At 66.9% G+C, this 23,454-nt stretch carries 22 protein-coding genes; 12 read left to right on the top strand and 10 right to left on the bottom strand.

Annotated elements, in window-relative coordinates:
- The first annotated feature begins 46 nt into the window (after positions 1 to 46).
- Complete coding sequence (gene pap, locus A9179_RS12540; protein WP_187806231.1) at positions 47 to 1,534, top strand: polyphosphate:AMP phosphotransferase; 1,488 nt, start codon at positions 47 to 49, stop codon at positions 1,532 to 1,534.
- Positions 1,535 to 1,584: 50 nt separating this feature from the next.
- Here pap and A9179_RS12535 read toward each other — a convergent pair whose 3' ends face one another.
- The 4 genes from A9179_RS12535 to A9179_RS12520 all read right to left on the bottom strand — a co-directional run bounded on the left by A9179_RS12535 (position 1,585) and on the right by A9179_RS12520 (position 5,125).
- The gene (locus tag A9179_RS12535) at positions 1,585 to 1,794 is read right to left on the bottom strand and encodes a DUF6316 family protein (RefSeq protein ID WP_187806229.1); all 210 of its coding nucleotides are present in this window, start codon (positions 1,792 to 1,794) and stop codon (positions 1,585 to 1,587) included.
- A gap of 233 nt (positions 1,795 to 2,027) precedes the next feature.
- The gene (locus A9179_RS12530) at positions 2,028 to 2,648 is read right to left on the bottom strand and encodes an NAD(P)H-dependent oxidoreductase (RefSeq protein ID WP_187806227.1); all 621 of its coding nucleotides are present in this window, start codon (positions 2,646 to 2,648) and stop codon (positions 2,028 to 2,030) included.
- Positions 2,641 to 4,032, bottom strand: coding sequence for a class II fumarate hydratase (locus A9179_RS12525; RefSeq protein WP_187806225.1), 1,392 nt, complete (start codon positions 4,030 to 4,032; stop codon positions 2,641 to 2,643). The genes A9179_RS12530 and A9179_RS12525 overlap by 8 nt, the downstream gene beginning before the upstream one ends.
- A 79-nt stretch (positions 4,033 to 4,111) precedes the next feature.
- The gene (locus A9179_RS12520; RefSeq protein ID WP_187806222.1) at positions 4,112 to 5,125 is read right to left on the bottom strand and encodes a DUF2804 domain-containing protein; all 1,014 of its coding nucleotides are present in this window, start codon (positions 5,123 to 5,125) and stop codon (positions 4,112 to 4,114) included.
- A gap of 218 nt (positions 5,126 to 5,343) precedes the next feature.
- On the opposite strand from A9179_RS12520, the gene A9179_RS12515 reads away from it, so the two are divergent.
- The 7 genes from A9179_RS12515 to A9179_RS12485 all read left to right on the top strand — a co-directional run bounded on the left by A9179_RS12515 (position 5,344) and on the right by A9179_RS12485 (position 10,740).
- On the top strand, positions 5,344 to 5,841 hold the full coding sequence (locus A9179_RS12515; RefSeq protein WP_187806202.1) for a DUF2059 domain-containing protein: 498 nt from the start codon (positions 5,344 to 5,346) through the stop codon (positions 5,839 to 5,841).
- A gap of 8 nt (positions 5,842 to 5,849) precedes the next feature.
- Entirely contained in the window at positions 5,850 to 6,155 is a 306-nt protein-coding gene (locus tag A9179_RS12510; protein WP_187806200.1) for a BolA family protein, read from the top strand.
- 274 nt (positions 6,156 to 6,429) lie between these two features.
- Entirely contained in the window at positions 6,430 to 7,365 is a 936-nt protein-coding gene (gene trhO / locus A9179_RS12505; protein ID WP_187806193.1) for an oxygen-dependent tRNA uridine(34) hydroxylase TrhO, read from the top strand.
- Positions 7,366 to 7,544: 179 nt separating this feature from the next.
- The gene (locus A9179_RS12500; RefSeq protein ID WP_187808577.1) at positions 7,545 to 8,153 is read left to right on the top strand and encodes a DsbA family protein; all 609 of its coding nucleotides are present in this window, start codon (positions 7,545 to 7,547) and stop codon (positions 8,151 to 8,153) included.
- Positions 8,146 to 9,924, top strand: a complete 1,779-nt coding sequence (locus A9179_RS12495; RefSeq protein ID WP_187806190.1) for an ABC transporter ATP-binding protein — start codon at positions 8,146 to 8,148, stop codon at positions 9,922 to 9,924. The genes A9179_RS12500 and A9179_RS12495 overlap by 8 nt, the downstream gene beginning before the upstream one ends.
- Before the next feature lie 98 nt (positions 9,925 to 10,022).
- Positions 10,023 to 10,496 (top strand): hypothetical protein, encoded by a 474-nt coding sequence (locus A9179_RS12490; RefSeq protein WP_187806188.1) that lies wholly within the window; start codon positions 10,023 to 10,025, stop codon positions 10,494 to 10,496.
- Positions 10,497 to 10,527: 31 nt separating this feature from the next.
- The gene (locus tag A9179_RS12485; RefSeq protein WP_187806185.1) at positions 10,528 to 10,740 is read left to right on the top strand and encodes a hypothetical protein; all 213 of its coding nucleotides are present in this window, start codon (positions 10,528 to 10,530) and stop codon (positions 10,738 to 10,740) included.
- 34 nt (positions 10,741 to 10,774) lie between these two features.
- On the opposite strand, the gene A9179_RS12480 is transcribed toward A9179_RS12485, so the two are convergent.
- The 4 genes from A9179_RS12480 to ccoG all read right to left on the bottom strand — a co-directional run bounded on the left by A9179_RS12480 (position 10,775) and on the right by ccoG (position 15,007).
- Positions 10,775 to 11,404 carry a LysE family translocator gene (locus A9179_RS12480; protein WP_187806183.1) on the bottom strand — a complete coding sequence of 210 codons (630 nt, stop codon included), beginning with the start codon at positions 11,402 to 11,404 and terminating at the stop codon, positions 10,775 to 10,777.
- Between the two features lie 16 nt (positions 11,405 to 11,420).
- Positions 11,421 to 12,041, bottom strand: a complete 621-nt coding sequence (locus tag A9179_RS12475; protein ID WP_187806181.1) for a hypothetical protein — start codon at positions 12,039 to 12,041, stop codon at positions 11,421 to 11,423.
- 71 nt (positions 12,042 to 12,112) lie between these two features.
- Positions 12,113 to 13,522 (bottom strand): GntR family transcriptional regulator MpaR, encoded by a 1,410-nt coding sequence (mapR, locus tag A9179_RS12470; protein ID WP_187806179.1) that lies wholly within the window; start codon positions 13,520 to 13,522, stop codon positions 12,113 to 12,115.
- A gap of 63 nt (positions 13,523 to 13,585) precedes the next feature.
- Positions 13,586 to 15,007: a cytochrome c oxidase accessory protein CcoG gene (gene ccoG, locus A9179_RS12465; RefSeq protein WP_187806176.1), complete on the bottom strand. Its 1,422-nt coding sequence runs from the start codon at positions 15,005 to 15,007 to the stop codon at positions 13,586 to 13,588.
- 372 nt (positions 15,008 to 15,379) lie between these two features.
- Between ccoG and A9179_RS12460 the strand changes: the two genes are divergently transcribed.
- From A9179_RS12460 to A9179_RS12450, 3 genes are all read left to right on the top strand, one after another.
- Positions 15,380 to 17,047 carry a nitrite/sulfite reductase gene (locus A9179_RS12460; RefSeq protein WP_187806173.1) on the top strand — a complete coding sequence of 556 codons (1,668 nt, stop codon included), beginning with the start codon at positions 15,380 to 15,382 and terminating at the stop codon, positions 17,045 to 17,047.
- Positions 17,044 to 17,553: a DUF934 domain-containing protein gene (locus A9179_RS12455; protein ID WP_187806171.1), complete on the top strand. Its 510-nt coding sequence runs from the start codon at positions 17,044 to 17,046 to the stop codon at positions 17,551 to 17,553. Before A9179_RS12460 ends, A9179_RS12455 begins: the two co-directional genes overlap by 4 nt.
- Before the next feature lie 164 nt (positions 17,554 to 17,717).
- Positions 17,718 to 20,162 carry an EAL domain-containing protein gene (locus A9179_RS12450; protein ID WP_262410580.1) on the top strand — a complete coding sequence of 815 codons (2,445 nt, stop codon included), beginning with the start codon at positions 17,718 to 17,720 and terminating at the stop codon, positions 20,160 to 20,162.
- 14 nt (positions 20,163 to 20,176) lie between these two features.
- On the opposite strand, the gene A9179_RS12445 is transcribed toward A9179_RS12450, so the two are convergent.
- Together A9179_RS12445 and A9179_RS12440 are read right to left on the bottom strand one after the other, a co-directional pair.
- On the bottom strand, positions 20,177 to 21,139 hold the full coding sequence (locus tag A9179_RS12445; protein ID WP_187806169.1) for a quinone oxidoreductase family protein: 963 nt from the start codon (positions 21,137 to 21,139) through the stop codon (positions 20,177 to 20,179).
- A gap of 151 nt (positions 21,140 to 21,290) precedes the next feature.
- Positions 21,291 to 22,067 carry an AraC family transcriptional regulator gene (locus A9179_RS12440; RefSeq protein ID WP_187806166.1) on the bottom strand — a complete coding sequence of 259 codons (777 nt, stop codon included), beginning with the start codon at positions 22,065 to 22,067 and terminating at the stop codon, positions 21,291 to 21,293.
- 301 nt (positions 22,068 to 22,368) lie between these two features.
- Between A9179_RS12440 and hppD the strand changes: the two genes are divergently transcribed.
- On the top strand, positions 22,369 to 23,451 hold the full coding sequence (gene hppD, locus A9179_RS12435; RefSeq protein WP_187806164.1) for a 4-hydroxyphenylpyruvate dioxygenase: 1,083 nt from the start codon (positions 22,369 to 22,371) through the stop codon (positions 23,449 to 23,451).
- Positions 23,452 to 23,454 lie beyond the last annotated feature (3 nt).

The raw sequence follows: 23,454 nt of genomic DNA, 5'->3' as shown, positions 1-23,454 counted from the left end.
GGCGGCGAATCCGCTAGGCTGAGCGCAACTGAGCAAGGAGATGCCTATGTTTGAATCCGCCGAGTTGGGTCATGCCATCGACAAGCAGGTCTTCGATGCCGAAGCGCCGGCCCTGCGCGAGGCGCTGCTGGAGGCGCAGTACGAACTCAAGCAGCAGAGCCGCTTTCCGGTCATCGTGCTGATCAATGGCGTGGAGGGGGCGGGCAAGGGCGAGACGGTGCGTCTGCTCAACGAATGGATGGATCCGCGGCTGATCCAGGTCAGTACCTTCGACGTACAGACCGACGAGGAGCTGGCCCGCCCACCAGCCTGGCGCTTCTGGCGGCAGTTGCCGCCCAAGGGCAGCATCGGCGTGTTCTTCGGCAACTGGTACAGCCAGATGATCCAGGGGCGGGTGCATGGCCACTTCAAGAATGCGGTGCTGGATCAGGCCATCGACGGCGCTCTGAACCTGGAGCAGATGCTCTGCGACGAGGGCGCGCTGATCTTCAAATTCTGGTTCCACCTGTCCAAGAAGCGCATGAACGCGCGCCTGAAGGAGTTGCAGGACGATCCCCAGCGCAGCTGGCAGATCAGCCCGCTGGACTGGCAGCAGTCGAAGACCTACGACAAGTTCGTGCGCTATGGCGAGCGCGTGCTACGCCGCACCAGCCGCGATTTTGCGCCCTGGTACGTGGTGGAGGGCACCGACGAGTATTACCGCAGCCTGACTGTCGGCCGCATTCTCCTCGAAGGGCTGCAGGCGGCCCTGAAAGCCAAGACCCGGCCCACGCCGCAGCCACATGTGGCGCCGCTGACGGCCAGCCTGGACGAGCGCGACCTGCTCAACAGCCTGAACATGCAGCTGGCGCTGAGCAAGGATGACTACCAGAAGCAGCTGGACAGCGAGCAAGCGCGCCTGGCCACCCTGATGCGCGACAAGCGCATGCGCCGGCATGCCCTGGTGGCGGTGTTCGAAGGCAATGACGCGGCCGGCAAGGGCGGGGCCATCCGCCGGGTGGCGGCGGCGCTGGATCCGCGCCAGTACCGCATCGTGCCGATTGCCGCGCCGACCGAGGAGGAGCGTGCGCAGCCCTATCTGTGGCGCTTCTGGCGGCATATCCCGGCGCGCGGCAAGTTCACTGTGTTCGACCGTTCCTGGTACGGCCGGGTGCTGGTGGAGCGAGTGGAGGGCTTCTGCGCGCCGGCCGACTGGCTGCGTGCCTATGGCGAGATCAACGATTTCGAGGAGCAGCTCAGCGATGCCGGCGTGGTGCTGGTGAAGTTCTGGCTGGCCATCGATCAGGACACCCAGTACCAGCGTTTCAAGGAGCGCGAGCAGATCCCCTTCAAGCGCTTCAAGATCACCGAAGAGGATTGGCGCAACCGCGACAAGTGGCCGGCTTACCGCGAGGCGGTCGGCGATATGGTCGACCGCACCAGCACCACCATTGCGCCCTGGACGCTGGTGGAGGCCAATGACAAGCGCTTTGCCCGGGTCAAGGTACTGCGCACCATCAACGATGCGCTGGAGGCGGCGTTCCGCGGTGATTGAGCGGCGCCGGCGAGGCGCGCCAGTGCGCAAGGCACTGGCGCGACGGGCGTCTAGAAAGCGCGGCTTTCGATGATGTCGTTGGCCTGGCGCATTCGACGGATATAGAAGGCGATTTCACGTTCGGCATCGACGCGGGTGAAGTAGGGGCCTTCCAGTGTGCCTTCGCGGGTGGCGAAGAAGTATTGGCCGTTGACCGCACTGACGCGTTCGCTACGGTAATGCGTGCCCGGAACGGGGTCGATATTGCGCTGACCGAACATGGTGAAGCCTCCTGCAGCAGGGTGCACTGGTTTCAGTCTAGTGGTTGAGTTTTAACCAGTTTGGCCGGGCGACCGGTGGTCGAAATTTGCCCGTGAATCACCGCAGATGGCGTTTTTTCCAGTTTTCTGGCGTCGTTTTTTCAGCGTTTTGCCGCTGTTCGGGTTTCCGCCATAAGTGCTGAGGTTCTTCCGCAGGTGCGCCGTGCGCACCGGGAGGCCCGCACAGCCGCTTTTCAGGCGTTCACCCCAAGCCGCTCGGCGCGCTTGAGCCAGGCCTGGCGCTGTTCTTCCGAGGACGGCCGCACCGGGGCGAACTCGCTCAGGCGGCGCGTCTTGATGCCGCTGAAGCCGAGGATGGTGCGGGTCATCTGGCGATGCGCCGGGGCGCCGTAGATCCAGCGGAAGTACCAGGGCGGGGTATCCAGGGTCACCAGCAGGTCGGCGGTGCGCCCGCTCAGCAGCTTGTCCCACAGTTGCGAGCGGTTGCGGTACTTGAAGGCGAAACCGGGCAGGAACACCCGGTCGAAGAAGCCCTTGAGCAGCGCCGGTACGCCGCCCCACCAGACCGGATAGACGAACACCAGGTGTTCGGCCCAGTGGATCTGCCGCTGCGCCTCCAGCAGATCCGGCTCCAGGGCCTGGCCCTGGCTGTAGCCGTCGCGCAGGATCGGGTCGAACTGCAGTTCGCCGAGCTTGAGCTGGCGCACCACATGGCCTTCGCGCCGCGCGCCGCTGGTATAGGCCTCGCTCAGGGCGTGGCAGAGGCTGTCGCTCTTGGGTGTGCCGAGGATCAGCAGGATGCGCTTGCCGTCGCCTTCCAGCGGCGTGGCGCCGCTCTTCTGTGCCTCAACCATGCTGACCGGCCTCCAGCATGTTCTCCGGGCGCACCCAGGCATCGAACTGCTCGTTGCTCAGGTAACCCAGCTGCAGCGCCGCCTCGCGCAGGCTGAGGTCTTCGGCATAGGCCTTCTTGGCAATCTCGGCGGCCTTGTCGTAGCCGATGTGCGGATTCAGCGCGGTGACCAGCATCAGCCCGCGCTCCAGGTGCGCGGCCATCTGCCGGGCATCCGGTTCGAGGCCGATGACGCAGTGTTCATTGAAGTTGCGGCAGCCATCGGTCAGCAGGCGGATCGATTGCAGCAGGTTATGGATGATCACCGGCTTGAACACGTTGAGCTGCAGGTGGCCCTGGCTGGCGGCGAAGGCGATGGTGGCGTCGTTGCCCAGCACCTGGCAGGCCAGCATCGACAGCGCCTCGCACTGGGTCGGGTTGACCTTGCCGGGCATGATCGAGCTGCCCGGCTCGTTGGCCGGCAGGCGTACTTCGGCGAAGCCGGCGCGCGGCCCCGAGCCGAGCAGGCGCAGGTCGTTGGCGATCTTCATCAGGGCCACGGCCAGGGTCTTGAGGGCGCCGGACAGGGCGGTCAGCGGTTCGTGGCCGGAGAGGGCGGCGAACTTGTTGGGCGCGGCGATCAGCGGCAGGCCGGAGAGCGCGGCCAGCTCGGCGGCCATCGCCTCGGCGAAGCCGTGTGGCGCATTGAGCCCGGTGCCGACCGCGGTGCCGCCCTGGGCCAGCTCGCACACCGCTGGCAGGCTGGCGCGGATGGCGCGATCGGCGTAATCGAGCTGGGCGACGAAGGCCGACAGCTCCTGGCCGAAGGTGATGGGGGTGGCGTCCATCAGGTGAGTGCGCCCGGTCTTGACCAGCTGCATGTGCCGCGCCGCCTGTTCGGCCAGGCCGCCGGTGAGCTCGGCGATGGCCGGCAGCAGCTGGTGCACGGCCAGCGCGGTGGCGATGTGCATGGCGGTGGGGAAGCTGTCGTTGGAGCTCTGCGCGCGGTTGACGTGGTCGTTGGGGTGCACCGGGCTCTTGCCGCCGCGGCCCTGGCCGGCCAGCTCGTTGGCGCGGCCGGCGATCACTTCGTTGACGTTCATGTTGCTCTGGGTGCCGCTGCCGGTCTGCCAGACCACCAGAGGGAACTGCGTGTCGTGCTGGCCGGCCAGTACCTCGTCGGCGGCCTGTTCGATCAGCCGGGCGATATCCGGTGGCAGGTCGCCGATGCGGCTGTTGACCCGGGCGGCGGCCTTCTTGATCAGTGCCAGGGCGTGCAGCACGGCCAGTGGCATGCGCTGTTCACCAATGGCGAAGTTGATCAGCGAACGCTGGGTCTGGGCGCCCCAGTAGGCGTCTTCGGGAACGGCGATGGCACCGATGCTATCGGTTTCGATACGGCTCATGGGCTTTCTCCAGATGGGCTTCCGGGAGTTTAGGCTGCCGCGGGGCGGGCTGGTTCCCTAGACAGAAAGCGGCGCCGGATTACCAGCGTGCCTGGGTGGCGCCGAGCCAGCCCTGGGCACCTGCAACCGGCACGTTCTCACCGCGCTGGGTTCGCAGGATGCCGTCATAGCGACCGAACCACTGGCGGGTGTCGGCGAAGAACGGGCCGATCTTCGGATAGGCCTGGTGCAACTGCTGCGGGGTGAAGGTCAGCTCGACCTGGCCGCTGGCGCTGTGCAGGCGCCAGGGTGCGAGCGGGCCCTGGGGGTTCTGTTCGATCTGCACCGGTTCTTCCAGGTGCTGCAGCTCGCCACCGAACCACAGGGCGTTCTCCGACAGGCCGCTGTAGTCGCACCAGCCGGAGCCGAAGTTGGCGGCGATACCGCCGGGAGCGGCGAAAGCGGCGCGCTTCCAGTGGCTCTGCAGCGGCCAGACGCCGCGGGCGAAATCCAGCGAGGCGAAGCTCTGCCCGGGCAGGCAGCTGTACTGGCGGCCGCCCAGTTGCAGGCTGCCGCTGACCGGCAGGCCGAGTTGGCGCGAGGTGGCGTGGAAGGTGCGCTTGCCCATGGCGCAGATCAGGTTGACCGAGTCGAGGTGCGCCGGGCGCTGGACATCCAGCGCCACCTGCAGCGGCTGGCCGCCGATATCCGGGGCGGCGACGGTGATGCGAATGGCGTTGCCACGGTCGTCTGCGCGCAGGTGCAGGCGGCTGTGGTCGAAGGCGTGGCTCTGCATGGGCGTATCGGCCAGCTGGCAGCCCAGGCCGAACGGACGCAGCTGGGTGTGCGAGGCGGACTTGCCGGTTTCCAAGTCGAGGAAGTAGGCGGCGCCGTAGGCCAGGTAGTCGAGGTCGGCGAAGGTCAGCGACAGCATCCACTGCGGGGTGGTGATGCACCAGTGGTTCCAGCGTTTGCGCCGGCCATGGTTGCCGGGGATCGCACAGTTCACCAGCGGCCGGGGCGACCAGCCGATGGCCAGCGGATCGAGCCGGCCGTGGGCATCGCACAGGGGCTGCGCAGCCGCGCTGAGAGGGGCGTTGGTGAAGCTGTTCATCCGACACATCCGTGTGTTGTGGGGGTGTTGCGTGGCGGCTGACGCGCGCCATGAATAGGGAAGAGCAGAGCAGCAAGCATGCACGGCTGTTCCAGATCGGGCAAGTGATGGCCTTTTGCTAATGATTGTTATTTGCCTCGCATGGCGTTTGCGCCTTGAGCGTGCCGGGTGCTGGGCGCAGAATGGCCCCCCTCGCTTATTCCGCCAAGGATTTACCCATGCCGCGCCTGCCCCTGCTGTGTTCCGCCCTGATGCTGCTCGCCAGCGCCTCCGTGTTTGCCGACGAGGCCAGCCACGCTGCCCAGGCGCGCAAGCTGCTCGAAGTCACCCATGCCAACAAGCTGACCGTGCCGGTCTATGCTCAGGTGCAGCAGATGTTCGCCCAGCGCTTCGCCCAGGCCCAGGCGCCGGTCACCAAGAAGGCCGTGCTGGAGAGCTACCAGGCCAAGGCCAATGCCGAGCTGGACAAGGCCATCGGCTGGCAGAAGCTGGAGCCGCAGATGGTGCAGCTGTACACCAGCGCCTTCAGCGAGGCGGAGCTGGAAGAAATGCTGGCCTTCTACCAGACCCCGGTCGGGCGCAAGGTGCTGGAAAAGATGCCGACCCTGGTCGGTCAGTCGGTGCAGCTGACCCAGCAGAGTCTGCAGGCGGCCGTACCCAAGGTGAACCAGCTGGTCGACGACATGAACGCCGAACTGGCAGCCAAGAAGCAGTGAGCCCCGCCATGACCATGCGTGAGCAGATCCTCGCGGCCCTTGCGGCCCTGCAACCCGACCACCTCGATGTGCTGGACGAGAGCCACATGCACAGCCGTGGTCAGCAGACCCATTACAAGGCGGCGATCGTCAGTGCCGCTTTCGCCGGCCTCAACGCGGTCAAACGCCACCAGAAGGTGTACGCCACTCTGGGCGAGCTGATGGGCCAGTTCCATGCCCTGGCCCTGCATACCTACACGCCCGAGGAGTGGGCGGAGCAGGGCGTGGCTCCGGCTTCGCCGACCTGCAAGGGCGGCAGCAAGCACGACCACTGACGTATCTCTTGATCGTCGACCATGCTGCGTTGAAGTTGGGCTCGGACTGCTCATTTACACTTCGTAAACTCCGCGTCCTCGCCCAACTTCGCCTTGCCTGGCTCTAGCTCAAGAGATCCGTATAGGTCTGAGGTGCCGCTGGCACCGCTGATCCAGGCCAGGTGCGTCAGCCCCCGGCCCTGCGGTAGAATCCCGACTGCGCCGGCCTTTGCCGGCGCAGTCGTTTAAACCCCGGTCCGTCCTTTGCGAGGACGACCACTGGAGAGAAGTCCCGATGACTGCAAAGATCGTCGTGGCGGCGCTGTACAAGTTCGTCTCCCTGCCGGACTACGAAGCGCTGCGCGAACCCCTGCTGCAAACCCTGCTTGCTAACGACATCAAAGGCACCCTGCTGCTGGCCGAAGAAGGCATCAACGGCACCGTGTCCGGCAGCCGCGCCGGCATCGACGGCCTGCTCGCCTGGTTCGGCCAGGATGCGCGCCTGGCCGATATCGACCACAAGGAATCCTTCTGCGCCGAGCAGCCGTTCTATCGCACCAAGGTCAAACTGAAGAAAGAGATCGTCACCCTCGGCGTGCCGGGCGTGGATCCCAACCAGCGCGTCGGCACCTATGTCGAGCCGCAGGACTGGAACGCCCTGATCAGCGACCCCGAGGTGCTGCTGATCGACACCCGCAACGACTACGAAGTGGCCATCGGCACCTTCGAGGGCGCCATCGACCCGCAGACCAAGTCGTTCCGTGAGTTCCCCGACTACATCAAGGCCCACTTCGACCCGAGCAAGCACAAGAAAGTGGCCATGTTCTGCACCGGCGGCATCCGCTGCGAGAAGGCCTCCAGCTACATGCTTGGCGAAGGCTTCGAAGAGGTATTCCACCTCAAGGGTGGCATCCTCAAGTACCTGGAAGAAGTGCCGGAGGCCGAGACCAAATGGCGCGGCGACTGCTTCGTGTTCGACAACCGGGTCACCGTGCGCCACGATCTGTCCGAGGGTGACTACGATCAGTGTCACGCCTGCCGCAACCCGATTTCCGCCGCCGATCGCCAGTCCGAGCACTACGCTCCCGGCATCAGCTGTCCGCACTGCTGGGACACGCTGCCGGAGAAGACCCGGATCAGTGCCCGCGAGCGGCAGAAGCAGATCGAGATCGCCCAGGCGCGCAACCTGCCGCACCCCATTGGTTACAACTACAAGGCCCTCGACCAGTAAGAATCCGTTTACGATCTTCTGGCTGTCGGCCATACGGCGTTAAAAGTGGCCTCAAAATGCTCATTTACACCTCGTAAACTGCGCTTTTTCAGCCACTTTTGCCTTGTCTGGCTCTAATCCAGAAACCGTAAACGGACTCTAAGGACTCACCCGTGCGCGAAGCCCGTCTGCTCTATGTGATGGATCCCATGTGTTCCTGGTGCTGGGGCTTCGCGCCGGTGGTCGAAGCGCTGGGCGCCCAGGCGCAGGCGGCGGGAGTGGCCCTGCATCTGGTGGTCGGCGGTCTGCGCCGCGAGCGCGCGGCGCTCGACCCAGTGAGCAAGGTGCGCATCCTTGCCCACTGGCAGGCGGTCAACGCGCGCACCGGGCAACTGTTCAACTTCCACGACGCGCTACCCGACGGCCTGGTGTACAACACCGAGCCGGCCTGCCGCGCCCTGGTCACCGCGCGCAGCCTGGACGAGCAGAGCGTCTGGCCGCTGGCGCAGCTGATCCAGGAGGCCTTCTACACCGAGGGCCGGGATGTCACCCGCGCCCACTTGCTGGTGGAACTGGCCGAGCAGGTGGGGATTCCGCGCATCGAGTTTGCCGAGATGTTCGACAGCGAGCAGATGCACGCCGCCACCGCTGCCGACTTCGCCTGGGTGCAGGATCTCGGTATCGCCGGTTTCCCCACCCTGCTGGCCGAGCGCGATGGCCAGCTGGCGCTGCTGACCAACGGCTACCAGGCCCTCGACGAACTGGCACCGCTGCTCGAGCGCTGGCTGCAACGGGGTGTCCGTGGCTGATCGGCTGAGCTGGGCGGAGATCCGCCAACTCGCACTGAGCCATCGCCGTTCGCTGCTGCTGGCCAACCTGATCGCCGTGCTCGCCACCCTGTGCAGCGTGCCGATTCCTCTGTTGCTACCGCTGCTGGTGGACGAAGTTCTGCTCAAGCAGGGCGATGCCGCACTCAAGGTGATGGATCGTTTCCTGCCTTCCGCCTGGGAGAGCGCGGCCGGCTATATCGGCCTGATGCTGGGGCTGACCCTGCTGCTGCGCCTCGGCGCGCTGGTCAGCAACGTGCTGCAGGCGCGCCTGTTCGCCCGCCTGTCCAAGGACGTCATCTACCGCCTGCGCATCCGCCTGATCGAACGCCTCAAACGCATCGCCCTCAGCGAATACGAGAGCCTCGGCGGTGGCACGGTCAGTGCGCACCTGGTCACCGATCTGGACACCCTCGACAAGTTCGTCGGCGAAACCCTGAGCAAGGTGCTGGTGGCCCTGCTGAGTCTGGCCGGCACCGCTGCCATCCTGATCTGGATGCACTGGCAGCTGGCCCTGCTGATTCTGCTGTTCAACCCGCTGGTGATCTTTGCCACCGTGCAGCTGGGCAAGCGGGTCAAGCACCTGAAGAAGCTGGAGAACGACAGCACGGCGCGCTTTACCCAGGCGCTCACCGAGACCCTGGAGGCAATCCAGGAGGTGCGCGCCGGCAATCGCCAGGGCTACTTCCTCGGCCGCCTCGGCCTGCGTGCCCGCGAGGTGCGCGACTATGCGGTGGCCTCGCAGTGGAAGAGCGATGCGGCCGGGCGTGCCAGCGGCCTGCTGTTCCAGTTCGGCATCGACCTGTTCCGCGCCGCGGCCATGCTCACCGTGCTGTTCTCCGACCTGTCCATCGGCCAGATGCTGGCGGTGTTCAGTTACCTGTGGTTCATGATCGGCCCGGTGGAACAGTTGCTCGGCCTGCAATACGCCTACTACGCCGCCGGCGGCGCCCTGGCGCGGATCAACGAGCTGCTGGCGCGCGCCGACGAGCCGCAGCACGAGGGCCGCAGCGACCCGTTCAAGGGCCGCCAGACGGTCGGCATCGAGGTGCGCGGGCTGCGCTTCGCCTACCGCGAGGAGCCGGTGCTGGACGATCTCGACCTGTCCATCGCCCCCGGCGAGAAGGTCGCCCTGGTCGGCGCCAGTGGCGGCGGCAAGAGCACCCTGGTGCAGCTGCTGCTCGGCCTTTACACGGCTCAGGCCGGGAGCATTCGCTTCGGTGGCGCGAGCCTGGAGGAAATCGGCCTGGAGCGGGTACGCGAGCATGTGGCGGTGGTGCTGCAGCATCCGGCGCTGTTCAACGACACGGTGCGCGCCAACCTCACCATGGGCCGCGAGCGTAGCGACGAGGCCTGCTGGCAGGCGCTGGAAATCGCCCAGCTGGCGGCCACCATTCGTGCCTTGCCGCAAGGCCTGGATAGCGTGGTCGGGCGCTCCGGCGTGCGTCTTTCCGGTGGCCAGCGTCAGCGCCTGGCGGTGGCGCGCATGGTGCTGGCCGAGCCCAAGGTGGTGATTCTCGACGAGGCTACCTCGGCCCTGGATGCCGCCACCGAGTACGCCCTGCACCAGGCCCTGGCGCAGTTCCTCGAGGGGCGCACCACGCTGATCGTCGCTCACCGCCTCTCGGCGGTGAAGCAGGCCGACCGGGTACTGGTGTTCGATGGCGGGCGCATCGCCGAGGATGGCGATCACCAGCGCCTGATTGCCGACGGTGGCCTCTACGCCAGGCTCTACGGGCATCTGCAGCACTGACGGGCGCTGCGGAACGTTCATCGGCTGCCCGGAGTCTACCGGGCAGAGGGCCATACACTGTGATCTGGTGTCATGGCTGAACCCGAGGAGGAACGACCATGTTCAAGCTCAAGGCTGTTGTGCTGCTATCGGTTTGTACGCTGGTGTCGTCGCTGACGCTGCCGGCGGACGTCAATCCCCTGATCGACTCGGCATATGCCCGCGGTGACGGCGGTGGTCACGGTGGCGGCAATGGTGGCGGCCACGGCGGTGGTCATGGCGGGGCGGCAGGCGGCCACGGCGCTGGCATGGGTGCCGGCCATGGTCTGGCCGGTAGTGGCCATGGCTTCGGCCATGATGTCGGTCATGGTCTCGGCAACGACAACAACGACCATCATGGGCTCGGCCAGGGTCAGAGCAAGGGCCATGGCGCGGTCACCTCGGCCGTCGCCCGTTCCGATGAGACCAGCGGCCTGGCCAAGGCCATGGCGGTGGTGGCTACCACGCCGGCGGCCATTGCCGCGGCGCTGGGCCTGGGCAAGGGCGCTCCGGGCAACCCGCATGATCCTGCGGATGACGACGACCTGGACTGATGGTGGCCGCCGAGCCGATGGAGCAATCAGCATGTTCAGCACAATTACCCGGATCGCCCTTGCCCTGATGCTGCTCAACACGGCGGGCTGCATCTATTACGAGGATGACTATGGCCGCTATGGCCATGACCACGATCGTTATGAGCACTCGCGGTATGGCGATCGGGACTGCGATGACCGCGACTACGGTCGCCACGGTTGCCGACACGGCGAGAACGACCAGGGCGAGAACGAGCAGGACTGAAACCGGCCCGGCCTGAACCCGGGCCAGGGCCGCCTCAGCGTTTGGCCAGCGCCAGGCCGGCGGCGAAGGCCAGCAGCACCGAGCCGGTGGCGCGATCCAGCCACTGCACCAGCCCGCCACGGCGCAGGAAGTTGGCCAGCGGGCGGGTGGCGAGAATCAGCGCGGCAGCCCAGAACAGGCCGAGCAGCACATGCAGGCAGGCCAGCAGGAAGCTGAAGCTGCCCACCGCGTAGCCGGCCGGCACGAACTGCGGCAGGAAGGACACGTAGAACACCCCAACCTTGGGGTTGAGCAGGTTGCCCAGCAGTCCCTTGATGAACCAGCCGAGCTGTCCGTGGTGTTCTGTGGCGTCGCTGCTGGCCAGGCTGAATTCGCGACGCGGCTTGAGCAGCATCTGCAGGCCCAGCCACAGCAGGTAGGCAGCGCCGAGCCACTTGAGCACATTGAAGGCCAGCTCCGAGGCGGCTAGCAGGCTGCCCAGGCCCAGCGCCACGGCCGCGCCCCAGACCAGGCAGCCGGCGTTGATGCCCAGCGCCGCCATGGCCGCGCGCTTGGGGCTTTCCAGGGTGGCGGTGCGCAGGATCAGCGCGGTGTCGACGCCGGGGGTGATGGTCAGCAGGCTGGCGGCCAGCAGGTAGGCGAGCAGGGCAGTCACTAGGGTCATGGCGGGGCGATTCCGATCAGGGAGAGGCGGGCTTGCCGTCCAACCACTGCTGCAGGGCCTTGGCGCGCGCCTGGCTTTCGGCCAGGGGCTTGTTCAGATCCGCTTCGTAGTCTTCCAGCCAGCTGCGCGAGCCGGCGATCATGCCGGCCAGGTCGCGCATACCCATCTTAAGGGCTGCGATGGAGGCCTGGTAGCTGCGCTCCTGGCCGAGCAGGATGCGCGCCACCATCTGCTGGGTTTCCCGGTCGCGGTTGCTGGGCTGCGGCGTGGCGGCGGCCGCTGCCGGGGTGGGGGCAGGGGCGAGGGCGGTCTTTTGCTGCAGCAGGATGAGCTTCTGCTGATCCTGCAGCTGCTTCTGCAGGTTGTCGACCTGCAGCTGCAGGGCGCCGATTTCCTTCTCCAGGGCCTGGCTGTTGGCTTCGCTGGCTTCGGGCTTCTCGGTTTTTTCCTCGTGCTTGGGGGTGAGCAGGGCAATCAGCAGCCAGGCCAGCAGCACCAGGCCCAGCGCACCGGCGAGGGCATAGATCAGCAGGCGGTTGAGCTTGCCGGCCTTTTCCAGGCGCGCGATGCGCTGCGAGTCATCGCCGATATCCTCGGCAACCACCAGCTCGGTATCGCTTTGCGTGTCGTCGCTCATCTCGTTCACCCCGCGCCACTGTTGTTGTTATGCACTGCATGGTAGCAGCGCGCAGCGTCTGGCATGGCCTTTCAGAAGCTGGCGAGGATGCGCCCGAGAATCTCCATGGCCCGTTCGCTGGTGCTATCCCAGGGGTGACCGTGGTTCAGCCGGGCGCAGTGGCGAAAGCGTCGGGTGGCGGAGAAGATTGGCCCCGGTGCCAGGCTGATGCCCTGGGCCAGGGCCAGCTGGAACAGCTGCAGCGAGTCGACCTGCTCGGGAAACTCGAACCACAGGAAGTAGCCGCCGCTGGGGCGGGTGACCCGGGTGTCGGCCGGGAAGTGCCGCGCGGCCGAGGCCAGCATGGCCGCCTGCTGGGTTTCCAGGGCGATGCGCAGCTTGCGCAGGTGGCGGTCGTAGCCGCCGTGCTGCAGGTAATCGGCAATGGCCGCCTGGGCCGGCACCGAGGGCGAGATGGTGGTCATCAGCTTGAGCCGGCCGATCTGCTCCGTGTAGCGCCCGCCGGCCACCCAGCCGACCCGGTAGCCCGGCGCCAGGCTCTTGGAGAACGAGCCGCAGTGCATCACCAGGCCTTCCTGGTCGAGGCTCTTGACCGGCTTGGGCGGCTGCGCGCCGTAGTGCAGCTCGGCGTACACGTCGTCCTCGATCAGCGGCACCTGGTGGCGTTGCAGCAGCTGGTACAGCTCGGCCTTCTTGGCTTCGCTGAGGCTGGCGCCGATGGGGTTCTGCAGGTTGCTCATGAACCAGCAGGCCTTGATCGGCAGGCTGGCCAGGCGTTCGCCCAGCACGCCGAGGTCGATGCCTTCGCGCGGGTGCACGGGAATCTCCACCGCCTTGAGCTTGAGGCGCTCCAGCACCTGCAGGCTGGCATAGAAGGCCGGTGCCTCGATGGCCACCAGGTCGCCCGGCTGGGTCACTGTCTGCAGGCACAGGTTGAGCGCTTCCATGGCGCCGTTGGTGATCACCAGTTCCTCCAGCGGCAGGCGCACGCCGGCGACCATGTAGCGCAGGGCGATCTGCCGGCGCAGGTCGGGGTTGCCGGCGGTCATGTCGGCGATCACTGCGTGGGCCGGCATGTCGCGCAGGGCGTGGGCCATGGAGCGGGCCAGGCGCGGCAGGGGGAACAGCTGTGGGCTGGGGAAGGCCGAGCCGAAGGGCACGGTGTGCGGGTCTTTCAGCGAGCCGAGCACCGAGAACACCAGCTCGCTGACGTCCACTTCGCTGGTCGGCGGCGGCGCGGCGCCGGTTTCCGGCTCGGCCAGCGGATGCCGCGCCAGCTCGCGGACGAAGTAGCCGGAACGCGCGCGGGCCTGGATTAGCCCGCGATCCTCCAGCAGGTAGTAGGCCTGGAACACGGTCGATGGGCTGACCCCGTAGGTGCGGCTGGCATGCCGCACCGACGGCACCTTCTCACCGGGAGCGAGCATGCCGCTGCGGATCAGCCCGGCGATCTGTTCGGCGAATTGTTCGTAGCGTTTCATCTTGTCCGTGACGGCGGCCAGTGATGCTCCGCAGTCTACGGGGAGTTGCCGCAGTCCGCCCATTTAGCGCCCGCTCGGTGCGATGAAGGTGCTGCCGGCCTGCTGGCGTTCGCCGTCGTCGGCCAGGTTGATGATCTCGAAACGCAGCGGCACGGGGCTCTGCCCCAGTGGCTCGCGCAGCAGGGTGACGCTGACCGGCACATCGACGATTTCCCCGGGCGCCAGCTGCAGCTGGTGCTGGCCATGCAGGGTGAAGCGCGGGTCGTCGAGCAGTTCCAGGCGATAGCGCTGGGGCTGCTGGGTCTTGTTGATCACCTTGAGGCGGTAGACGTTCTCGATCTGCCCGGCCGGGTTCTCGCGGTACATGCCGCGATCCTTGGCCACGTCCAGGGATACCAGCGAGCGGCTGTCGAGGGCCCAGACGAAGGCCCCGATCATCAGCAGCAGGGCGCCGGCGTAGCCGAGCAGGCGCGGCCGCAGCAGGCGCGTGCGGCCGCCCTGCAGGGCACGCTCGGAGCTGTAGCCGACCAGGCCGCGGGCGTAGCCCATCTTGTCCATGATGCTGTCGCAGGCGTCGACGCAGGCGGCGCAGCCGATGCAGTCCACCTGCAGGCCGTCGCGGATGTCGATGCCGGTAGGGCAGACCTGCACGCACATCTGGCAGTCGATGCAGTCGCCCAGGCCCTGGGCGCGCGGGTTGCTGTCCTTCTTGCGCGGGCCGCGGCTTTCACCACGGGCGGCATCGTAGGAGACGATCAGGGTGTCCTTGTCGAACATCACCCCCTGGAAGCGCGCGTAGGGGCACATGTACACGCAGACCTTCTCGCGCAGCCAGCCGGCGTTGAGGTAGGTGGCAGCCGTGAAGAACAGGATCCAGAACAGCGTGCCGCCGTCGAGTTGCCAGGTAAGCAGCTCCAGCGCAAGCGGGCGGATCGGCGTGAAATAGCCGACGAAGGTCAGCGCGGTGAGCAGGCTCAGCGCCAGCCACAGGCCGTGCTTGGCGCTGCGACGCAGCAGTTTGCTGGCACTCCAGGGCGCCGCGTCCAGTTTGATGCGCTGGTTGCGCTCGCCCTCGGTGAGTTTCTCGACCCACATGAAGGCCCAGGTCCACACGCTTTGCGGGCAGCTGTAGCCGCACCAGACGCGGCCGGCGAACACGGTGATGGTGAACAGGCCGAAGGCGCAGATGATCAGCAGCGCCGAGAGCAGGATGAAATCCTGCGGCCAGAAGGTGGCGCCGAAGATGTAGTAGCGGTGCTCGCTGAGGTTCCACAGCACCGCCTGGCGCCCGCCCCAGTTCAGCCAGGCGGTGCCGAAGAAGATCAGCCACAGCAGGCCGGCGCCGTACAGGCGCAGGTTGCGGAAGCGCCCGCGAAAGCTGCGGGTATGGATCGGACCGCCGGCCTGGGCCTGGGCCGGGGTCAGGCGCAGCGGTTGGCGGGGGTCGATGGTCTCGATGACCTGCGCGGGGATGCGCTCGCTCATGACGTTGCCTCATCAAGCTTTCAGGATGGGGCAATGGTCGGCGTCTTGCTGATCGCATAACAGATTCAGGTTGTTGAATAAAAAGCGGATCAGATGCTGCTGTGCGGAGGTTTTTATCGCCAGGCATGTCAGCCCCTGCCGCTCCGGCGGCTTAGCCTGGCAGCCTCAGCCAGAGCCGATAGGGCCAGTGCCAGGGATGGCCAGCAGGAAGATTCCGTCGATCAGCCGGGGCTGGCGTGCAGCGCCGTCCAGGCGTGTTCTCTGGCGTGTCTGATCTGCTTTTCCGGAGCTGATCTGAGTCTGTTCTGTAGCCGCCGCGCCACGCCATAGTCCCCGCACCTGAATCCGCAGGGCAGGCAGGCGAGGGCCGCGATGTACCAGTACGACGAATATGACCAGGCGCTGGTGCTCGAGCGGGTCGCCCAGTTCCGCGACCAGGTCGAGCGCCGCCTCAGCGGCGAGCTGAGCGAGGAAGAGTTCCTGCCGCTGCGCCTGCAGAACGGCCTGTACCTGCAGAAGCACGCCTACATGCTGCGGGTGGCGATTCCCTACGGCACCCTGTCGGCAGCCCAGCTGCGGGTGCTGGCGCGTATCGCCCGCGAGTACGACCGCGGCTATGGCCACCTGACTACGCGGCAGAACATCCAATTCAACTGGATCGAGCTGGAACAGGTGCCGGACATCCTCGAACAGCTGGCGGCGGTGGAGATGCATGCCATCCAGACCTCCGGCAACTGCGTGCGCAACGTCACCACCGAGGCTTTTGCCGGCGTCGCCGCTGATGAGCTGCTCGACCCGCGGCCGCTGGCGGAAATCCTCCGCCAGTGGTCGACGGTCAACCCGGAATTCCTGTTCCTGCCGCGCAAGTTCAAGATCGCCCTGTGCGCCGCCGGCGAGGATCGCGCGGCGGTGCAGGTGCACGACATCGGCCTGCAGCTGTATCGCGATGTCTCTGGTGAACTGCTGCTGCGGGTGCTGGTTGGCGGCGGTCTGGGGCGTACGCCGATCATCGGCGTGGCGATTCGCGACGGCCTGCCGTGGCGCCATACGCTCAGTTACGTCGAGGCCATCCTGCGGGTGTACAACCGCCACGGCCGGCGCGACAACAAGTACAAGGCGCGGATCAAGATCCTGGTCAAGGCGTTGGGCATCGAGGCCTTCGCCCGCGAGGTGGAGGAGGAGTGGCAGGCGATCAAGGATGGCCCGGCCGAGCTGACCGAGGCGGAATACCAGCGGGTGGCCAAACACTTCCAGGCTCCGGCCTATGCCGCACTGGCCGATGGCGGTATGCAACCGGACGAGCCGCTGCACGACCCGCAGTTCGCCCGCTGGCGGGCGCGCAACCTGCACCCGCACAAGGTGCCGGGTTATGCCAGCGTGGTGCTGTCGACCAAGCCGGGGGCGGCGCTGCCGCCGGGCGATATCACCGCCGCGCAGATGGAGGCGGTGGCCGACTGGGCCGAGGCCTTCGGCTTTGGCGAGATTCGCGTCGCCCACGAGCAGAACCTGGTGCTGCCGGACGTGCGCCAGGCCGATCTGTATCGCCTCTGGCAGCTGGCGACGGCCGCCGGCCTGACCACGCCGAATATCGGCCTGCTCGGCGACATCATCGCCTGCCCGGGCGGCGACTACTGCGCGCTGGCCAACGCCAAGTCGATCCCCATCGCTCAGGCCATCCAGCAGCGTTTCGAGGATCTCGACTACCTGCACGACATCGGTGAGCTGAGCCTGAACATCTCCGGCTGCATGAATGCCTGCGGCCATCACCATATCGGCAACATCGGCATCCTCGGCGTGGATAAGAACGGCAGCGAGTGGTACCAGATCACCCTCGGTGGCGCCCAGGGCCATCACGCCGCGCTGGGCAAGGTGATCGGCCCGGCGTTCGGCGCCGCCGAGGTGCCGGCAGTGATCGAGCGGATCATCGCCACCTACCTGGAGCTGCGGGGTGCCGGCGAGCCCTTCGTCGATGCCTGCGCGCGCCTGGGTCTGGAGCCGTTCAAACAGCGGGTCTATCGCCAGCAGGAGGAACTGGCATGAACAACCTGATCCGTCTGCAGGAGGGCGAGGCGCGGTTGGTGCAGGACGATCCCTGGCAACTGCTGCGTACCGACGATGAGATACCGGCGCAGGGCGCATTGATCCTGCCGCTGGCCCAGTGGCGCGAGCGGCAGAACGCCGCGGTGCTGGCCGGCCAGGCAGCCAGCGCCGATGGCCTGTGGCTGGCGCCGGACGACGAGCTGGAGAGCCTGGCCGTTTGCCTGCCGGCGCTGCCGCTGATCGCCATCGACTTTCCCAGCTTCCGCGATGGCCGCGGCTACAGCCAGGCCTACCTGCTGCGCACCCGTCTGGGCTGGCACGGCGAGCTGCGTGCGGTGGGCGATGTGCTGCGCGACCAGCTCAGCCACATGCGCCAGTGCGGCTTCGACAGCTTTGCCGTGCGTGCCGACAAGTCCGCCACGGATGCACTCAAAGGCCTGGCCGGCATGAGCGTGCTGTACGGCCGCTCGGCCATCGAGCCGCGCCCGCTGTTTCGCCGCCGTTGAGTGCCGCGCGCCTGCCCAGGCGCCGGCAGGCGGCAAGGCAAAAAGCCATCTATACCTGATTGGTACGCCAGTACCTTCTTGCGCGAGGGACTGTGGGCGCTGCGCGCGCCCGCCTGCTGGTGGCATGGCCGCAGTTTGTGCCAATGTCAGGAGATCCGGGAACGATGAGTCAGGAGACCAGCGCCAGGCCGGCGCGCATGACCTCGCAAGTGCTGCGGCTGGTATGGCCGTTCGCCCTGGTGGCCTTGTTGCAGGTGTTGCTGGCGGGCGGCAGCCTGTACGTGCTGTCGGCGGTACGCGGCTATGTGGGCGGCGAGAGCCTGTGGTCGAAGGGGCTCAAGGACGCCATTCTCTACCTCGATCTGTATGCCCGCGGCGGCGATCCCGCCTACCTCGCGCAGTACCAGCAGGCCATTGCAGTGCCTCTCGGCGACCATGCCTTTCGCATCGCCATGGAGCGCCCCGAACCCGACCTGGCCACGGCCCGGGCCGGCATCCTGCAAGGGCGCAATCATCCCGACGATGTCGCGGGGATGATCTGGCTGTTCCGCAACTTCCGCCAGATCAGTTACCTGGATCGGGCCATCCGCCAATGGCAGGTGGGTGATCGCTATATCTTCCAGCTCACCAGCCTGGCCGATGAGATGCGCATGAGCATCGCCGAAGGGCCGCTCGAGCCGGCGCAGACCCGCGAATGGCAGGTGCGCATTGCCGAAATCAACGCCGGCGCCACGCCGGCGGCGGAGGCCTTCTCCAGTATTCTCGGCGAGGCTTCGCGGGCGGTGATGCGCCTGCTGATCCTGGCCAACCTGCTCACCGCCGTGCTGCTGGTGGGGCTGGCGCTGCTGCGTACGCGCAAGCTGCTGGTGCAGCGCGAGCAGGTCGATCAGGCACTGCAGGCGGAAAAACTGCGTGCGCAGATGACCCTGGCCTCGATCGGTGATGCGGTGGTCAGCCTGCAGCCCGATGGCCGCGTGGCCTACATGAATTCGGCCGCCGAGCGTCTGATCGACTGCGTGGCAGGCCAGGCCCTGGGCCAGCCGGCCGAGAGCCTGTTCAGCATCGTCGACGAGTTTCCCGGCACCGCGCAGGAGTCGCCGCTGCAACAGATTCTGGCCGGCCACTGCGAGCTGCCCGGCGACCGCGCGCGGATGCTGGTGCGCGCCGACGGCAGCTCGGTGCCGGTCAACCTGGTGGGCACGCCGATCCTGGTCGATGGCCGGGTCAGCGGCGCGGTGATGGTGCTGCACGACATGACCCGCGAGCGCCAGTTCGTCGCCAGCCTGTCATGGCAGGCCAGTCACGACGCACTGACCGGGCTGGCCAACCGCCGCGAGTTCGAATACCGCCTGGCCCAGCTGCTGGCGCGCATGCTGCGCCAGGCGGGGCGGCATGCGCTGATGTTTCTCGATCTCGACCAGTTCAAGCTGGTCAACGACACCTGCGGCCATGCCGCTGGTGACGAGCTGCTGCGCCAGGTGTGCACGGGCCTGCAGCAGCACCTGCGCGAGGGCGACACCCTGGCCCGCCTGGGCGGCGACGAGTTCGGTGTGATCCTCGAGAATTGCCCGCCCGATGCCGCCCTGCGGGTGGCCGAGAACTTGCGCGAAACGGTGCAGGACTTGCGCTTCGCCTGGGGCGGGCGTTCCTTCTCGATCAGCGTCAGCATCGGCCTGGTGCAGGTGCCGCCGGGGCAGGCCAGCCTGGCCGACCTGCTGCGCACTGCCGATCTGGCCTGCTATTCGGCCAAGGAGAAGGGGCGCAACCGGGTGCATGCCTTCCAGCCCGGTGATTCGGAGCTGTCCGTACGGGTCGGCGAGATGAGCTGGGTGCAGCGCATCCACCGGGCGCTGGAGGAACAGCGCTTCTGCCTCTACGCCCAGCGCATCGTGCCGCTGCAGGACGAGCAGGGCGACCATCTGGAAATCCTCCTGCGCCTGCACGACGAGGAGGGCCAGCTGATCGGCCCGGGCAGCTTCATTCCGGCGGCCGAGCGCTATGGCCTGATGCCGCTGATCGACCGCTGGGTGGTGCGCCACACCCTGGAGGCCCTGGCGCGCATGCAGGCCACCCAGGTGGAGGCGCCGCCGAGCTGCTCGGTCAACCTGTCCGGGGCGAGCATCGGCGACCACGACTTTCTCGGCTTCATCCGCGAGCAGTTCAGCTTGCACGGGGTGGCGCCGCAGTCGATCTGCTTCGAGATCACCGAAACGGCAGCCATCGCCAACCTGGCCGATGCCACCCGTTTCATCAACGAGCTGAAGGTGCTTGGCTGCCGCTTCTCGCTGGACGATTTCGGCGCCGGCATGTCGTCGTTCATGTACCTCAAGCATTTGCCGGTGGATTACCTGAAGATCGACGGCAGCTTCGTGCGCGACATGCTGGAAGATCCCATCGACCGCGCCATGGTCGAGGTGATCAACCATATCGGCCACGTGCTGGGCAAACTCACGGTGGCCGAGTTCGTCGAGTCCGAAGCGATCCTCGCCGCGTTGCGGCAGATCGGCGTGGACTTCGCCCAGGGCTATGCCCTGGGCCGGCCGCTGCCGCTGGCCTCGTTCGCCGAGCCGCAGCCGGCCACGCTGGCGGTGTCGGATTCGGCGAGCTGAGCGCCGTTCGGCATTCAGGGCAGCAGGATGAACTTCTCGCAGCTACCCGGCGTGTTCACCGCCGCATAGGCCTCGGGGCCGGCGCTCAGCGGCAGCTCGCGCAGCGCACTGGGGGGCGTCAGCAGGCCCTGGTCGAACAGCTTGCCGAACTGTTCGAGCATGCGCGCGCAGTCCGCCGGGCTGTAGAGCAGGGTATTGACCCCGACCAGGGTGCCGCCGCGGCGGTACAGGTTGAGCGCCGGCAGGTTGACCATGCCATCCAGCGGCGCGGCGATGTAGGCAATGCGGCCGAAGTTGGCCAGGGCCCCGACGGCGGCTGGCAGCCAGAAGCCGGTGGTGTCGAAGATCACTTCGGCGCCGCCGGGAAATACCGCCTCGACCTGTTGGGCCAGCTGTTCGGCATCAGTGAGCAGCAGGCAGGGCGTACCACTGTCGAGCAGTTGTTCCTGCAGCTGCGGGTTGCGTACCGCGGTCAGCACCTCGGCACCGAGCGCCTTGGCCAGGCCCAGGGCGGCGGTGCCCACTGCACCGTTGGCGCCGATGATCAGCAGGCGCGCGCCCTGACCGACCTGGCTGCGGGTAAGCGCGTCCCAGGCGGTGGTATAGGGCACGCCGAGGGCGGCGGCCTGGGTGAAACTCAGCGACTCGGGCTTGAGTGCCACGCCATCGGCAGGCAGGCAGATGTACTGGGCATGGCTGCCGTCGCGGCTGAAACCGAGGCCCTTGCCGGTGCCCCATACGGCCTTGCCCAGCAGGTGCGCGGGGCCTTCCACCACCACGCCGGCGAAGTCGCGACCGGGTACGCGGGGCAGGGTGGTGTAAGGGAAGCGGCCGAGCACGTTCTTCACGTCGCTGGGGTTGAGGCCGGCGGCATGCACCTGCACCAGCACCTCGCCGTCTTCGGGAACGGGACGAGGCAGTTCGACATGGCGCAGGGCGGCGAGATCACCGGTGTTGGAGAATTGCAGGGCGTACATGGAGCAGTCCTTATCGAGGGCGAGGCGAATGCCGGCGCTGGGCGAGGGCGCGGCGTGCGTCCCGGCCCGGTCGGCGGGTTGCAGGCAGTCTATGGCCGTTCAATCCCGGCATTCGGCCAAGGACTTCAGCCTATCGGCCAAGTTGCGCGTTTCAGGCGCCGAGGCTGTCGCGGTATTCGCTGGGCGTCATGCCCAGTTCGCGGCGGAACATGTCGCTGAAGCTGGCCGGCTGGTAGCCCAGCTCGCGGGCGATGCGCCCCACCGCCACGCCCTGGATCAGCGCGGCGGCAGCGGTGGCCAGTTGCACCTGGCGGCGCCACTCGGCGAAGCCCATGCCCAGGTCGCGCAGCAGCAGGCGGGAGAGGGTGCGCACGCTGGCGCCGGCCTGGGCGGCGTGCTGCTCGAAGGGAATTTCCAGCGACGGATTGGCCATCACGGCCTGGCACAGCTGCAGCAGGCGGCGGTCGCTGGCATCGGGCAGCGGCACGCGCAGCTGCGAGCGGTGGGCGCGGCGCAGTTCGAGCACCGTCAGCTCGGCCAGGGCGGCGTAGTAGGGGGCATCGTTCTGCTGTTCCTGCTCGACCAGGGCGACGATCAGCTCGCGCAGCAGCGGACGCACCTCGAACACCTGCACGCTGCCCTCCAGCAACTGTGCCAGCTGCGGGCTCAGGTAGATATTGCGCATCTGCAGCTCGGACACCACGCGGATGCCGTGGGGAACGCCGGGTGGCAGCCACACGCCGCGCTGCGGCGGTACCAGCAGCGCCTCGCCGGGGGTTTCCACCCACATGATCCCCGACATGGCGTAGAGCAGCTGGCCCCAGTCGTGCTGGTGCGGCTCGATGAACAGCCCGCGCGGGTAGCTGCGGGCCAGGGCGCGCAGGGGCATGCCGGTGTTGCTCAGATCGGGGGGCGTGGCGCGGGCCATGGCAACCTGCTGTCGGATGGGCAGGCGCGATCTTAACCCGGGTGCAGACTGCCTGTATGGCCCCGGCCGCGGCTGGCAAGCAGGGCGACCACCTTGTAAACAAAACGTGACGGGAGTGGCGGGGCGATCACCGGGCTGCGCTGGCTTTGCTGGCTGTAAGGAAAACTTGCCGAGCGGGCGGCCAGCCAGGGCGTGCCGGCCGGGCTGAGCGGGTTGTGCCGCCCTGCGCCGCCGGCTGAGATGAAGGCAGCGCAAGCCTGCCGGCCGGCAGGTGCCCGGACAATAACAATCAGGAGGCTGGATGAACGCCGTGATCAAGATCGAGCAGCACAACCCCATAGGTACCGACGGTTTCGAGTTCGTCGAATTCACTGCCCCCACGGCCGAAGGCATCCAGCAGCTGCGCCAGCTGTTTAGCGCCATGGGCTTTACCGAAACGGCCAAGCACCGCTCCAAGCAGGTCTGGCTGTTCCAGCAGAACGACATCAACATCGTCCTCAACGGCAATCCCACCGGGCATGTGCGCGCCTTTGGCGAGAAGCACGGGCCAAGTGCCTGCGCCATGGCCTTCCGGGTGAAGAACGCGGCCCAGGCCGCCGCCTACGTCGAGTCCCAGGGTGCCACCCTGGTCGGCAGCCATGCCAACTTCGGCGAGCTGAATATCCCCTGCGTCGAAGGCATCGGTGGCTCGCTGCTGTACCTGGTCGATCGCTACGGTGACAAGACCATCTATGACGTCGACTTCGAATATATCGAGGGCCGTTCGGCCAACGACCGCGCCGTCGGCCTGCAGCAGATCGACCACCTGACCCACAACGTCAAGCGCGGGCAGATGGACGTCTGGTCGGGCTTCTACGAGCGCATCGCCAACTTCCGCGAGATCCGCTACTTCGACATCGAGGGCAAGCTCACCGGCCTGTTCTCCCGCGCCATGACCGCGCCCTGCGGCAAGATCCGCATCCCGATCAACGAGTCGGCGGACGACAAGTCGCAGATCGAGGAATTCATCCGCGAGTACCACGGCGAAGGCATCCAGCACATCGCCATGAGCACCGACGATATCTACGAGACGGTGCGTAAGCTGCGTGCCAATGGCGTGGATTTCATGACCACGCCGGATACCTATTACGAGAAGGTCGACAGCCGCGTGGCCGGCCACGGCGAGCCCACTGCCACCCTGCGCGAGCTGAATATCCTGATCGATGGCGCGCCGGGCGATGACGGCATCCTGCTGCAGATCTTCACCAATACGGTGATCGGCCCGATCTTCTTCGAGATCATCCAGCGCAAGGGCAACCAGGGCTTCGGCGAAGGCAACTTCAAGGCGCTGTTCGAATCGATCGAGGAAGACCAGCTGCGTCGTGGCGTGATCACTCAGGAGTGATGG

The sequence above is a fragment of the Pseudomonas alcaligenes genome, from assembly GCF_014490745.1.
In the GTDB taxonomy this organism is placed as follows: Bacteria; Pseudomonadota; Gammaproteobacteria; order Pseudomonadales; family Pseudomonadaceae; genus Aquipseudomonas; species Aquipseudomonas alcaligenes_C.
The sequence above is the reverse complement of the archived record's forward strand: the minus strand, read 5'-3'. Positions and strand labels throughout refer to the sequence as shown.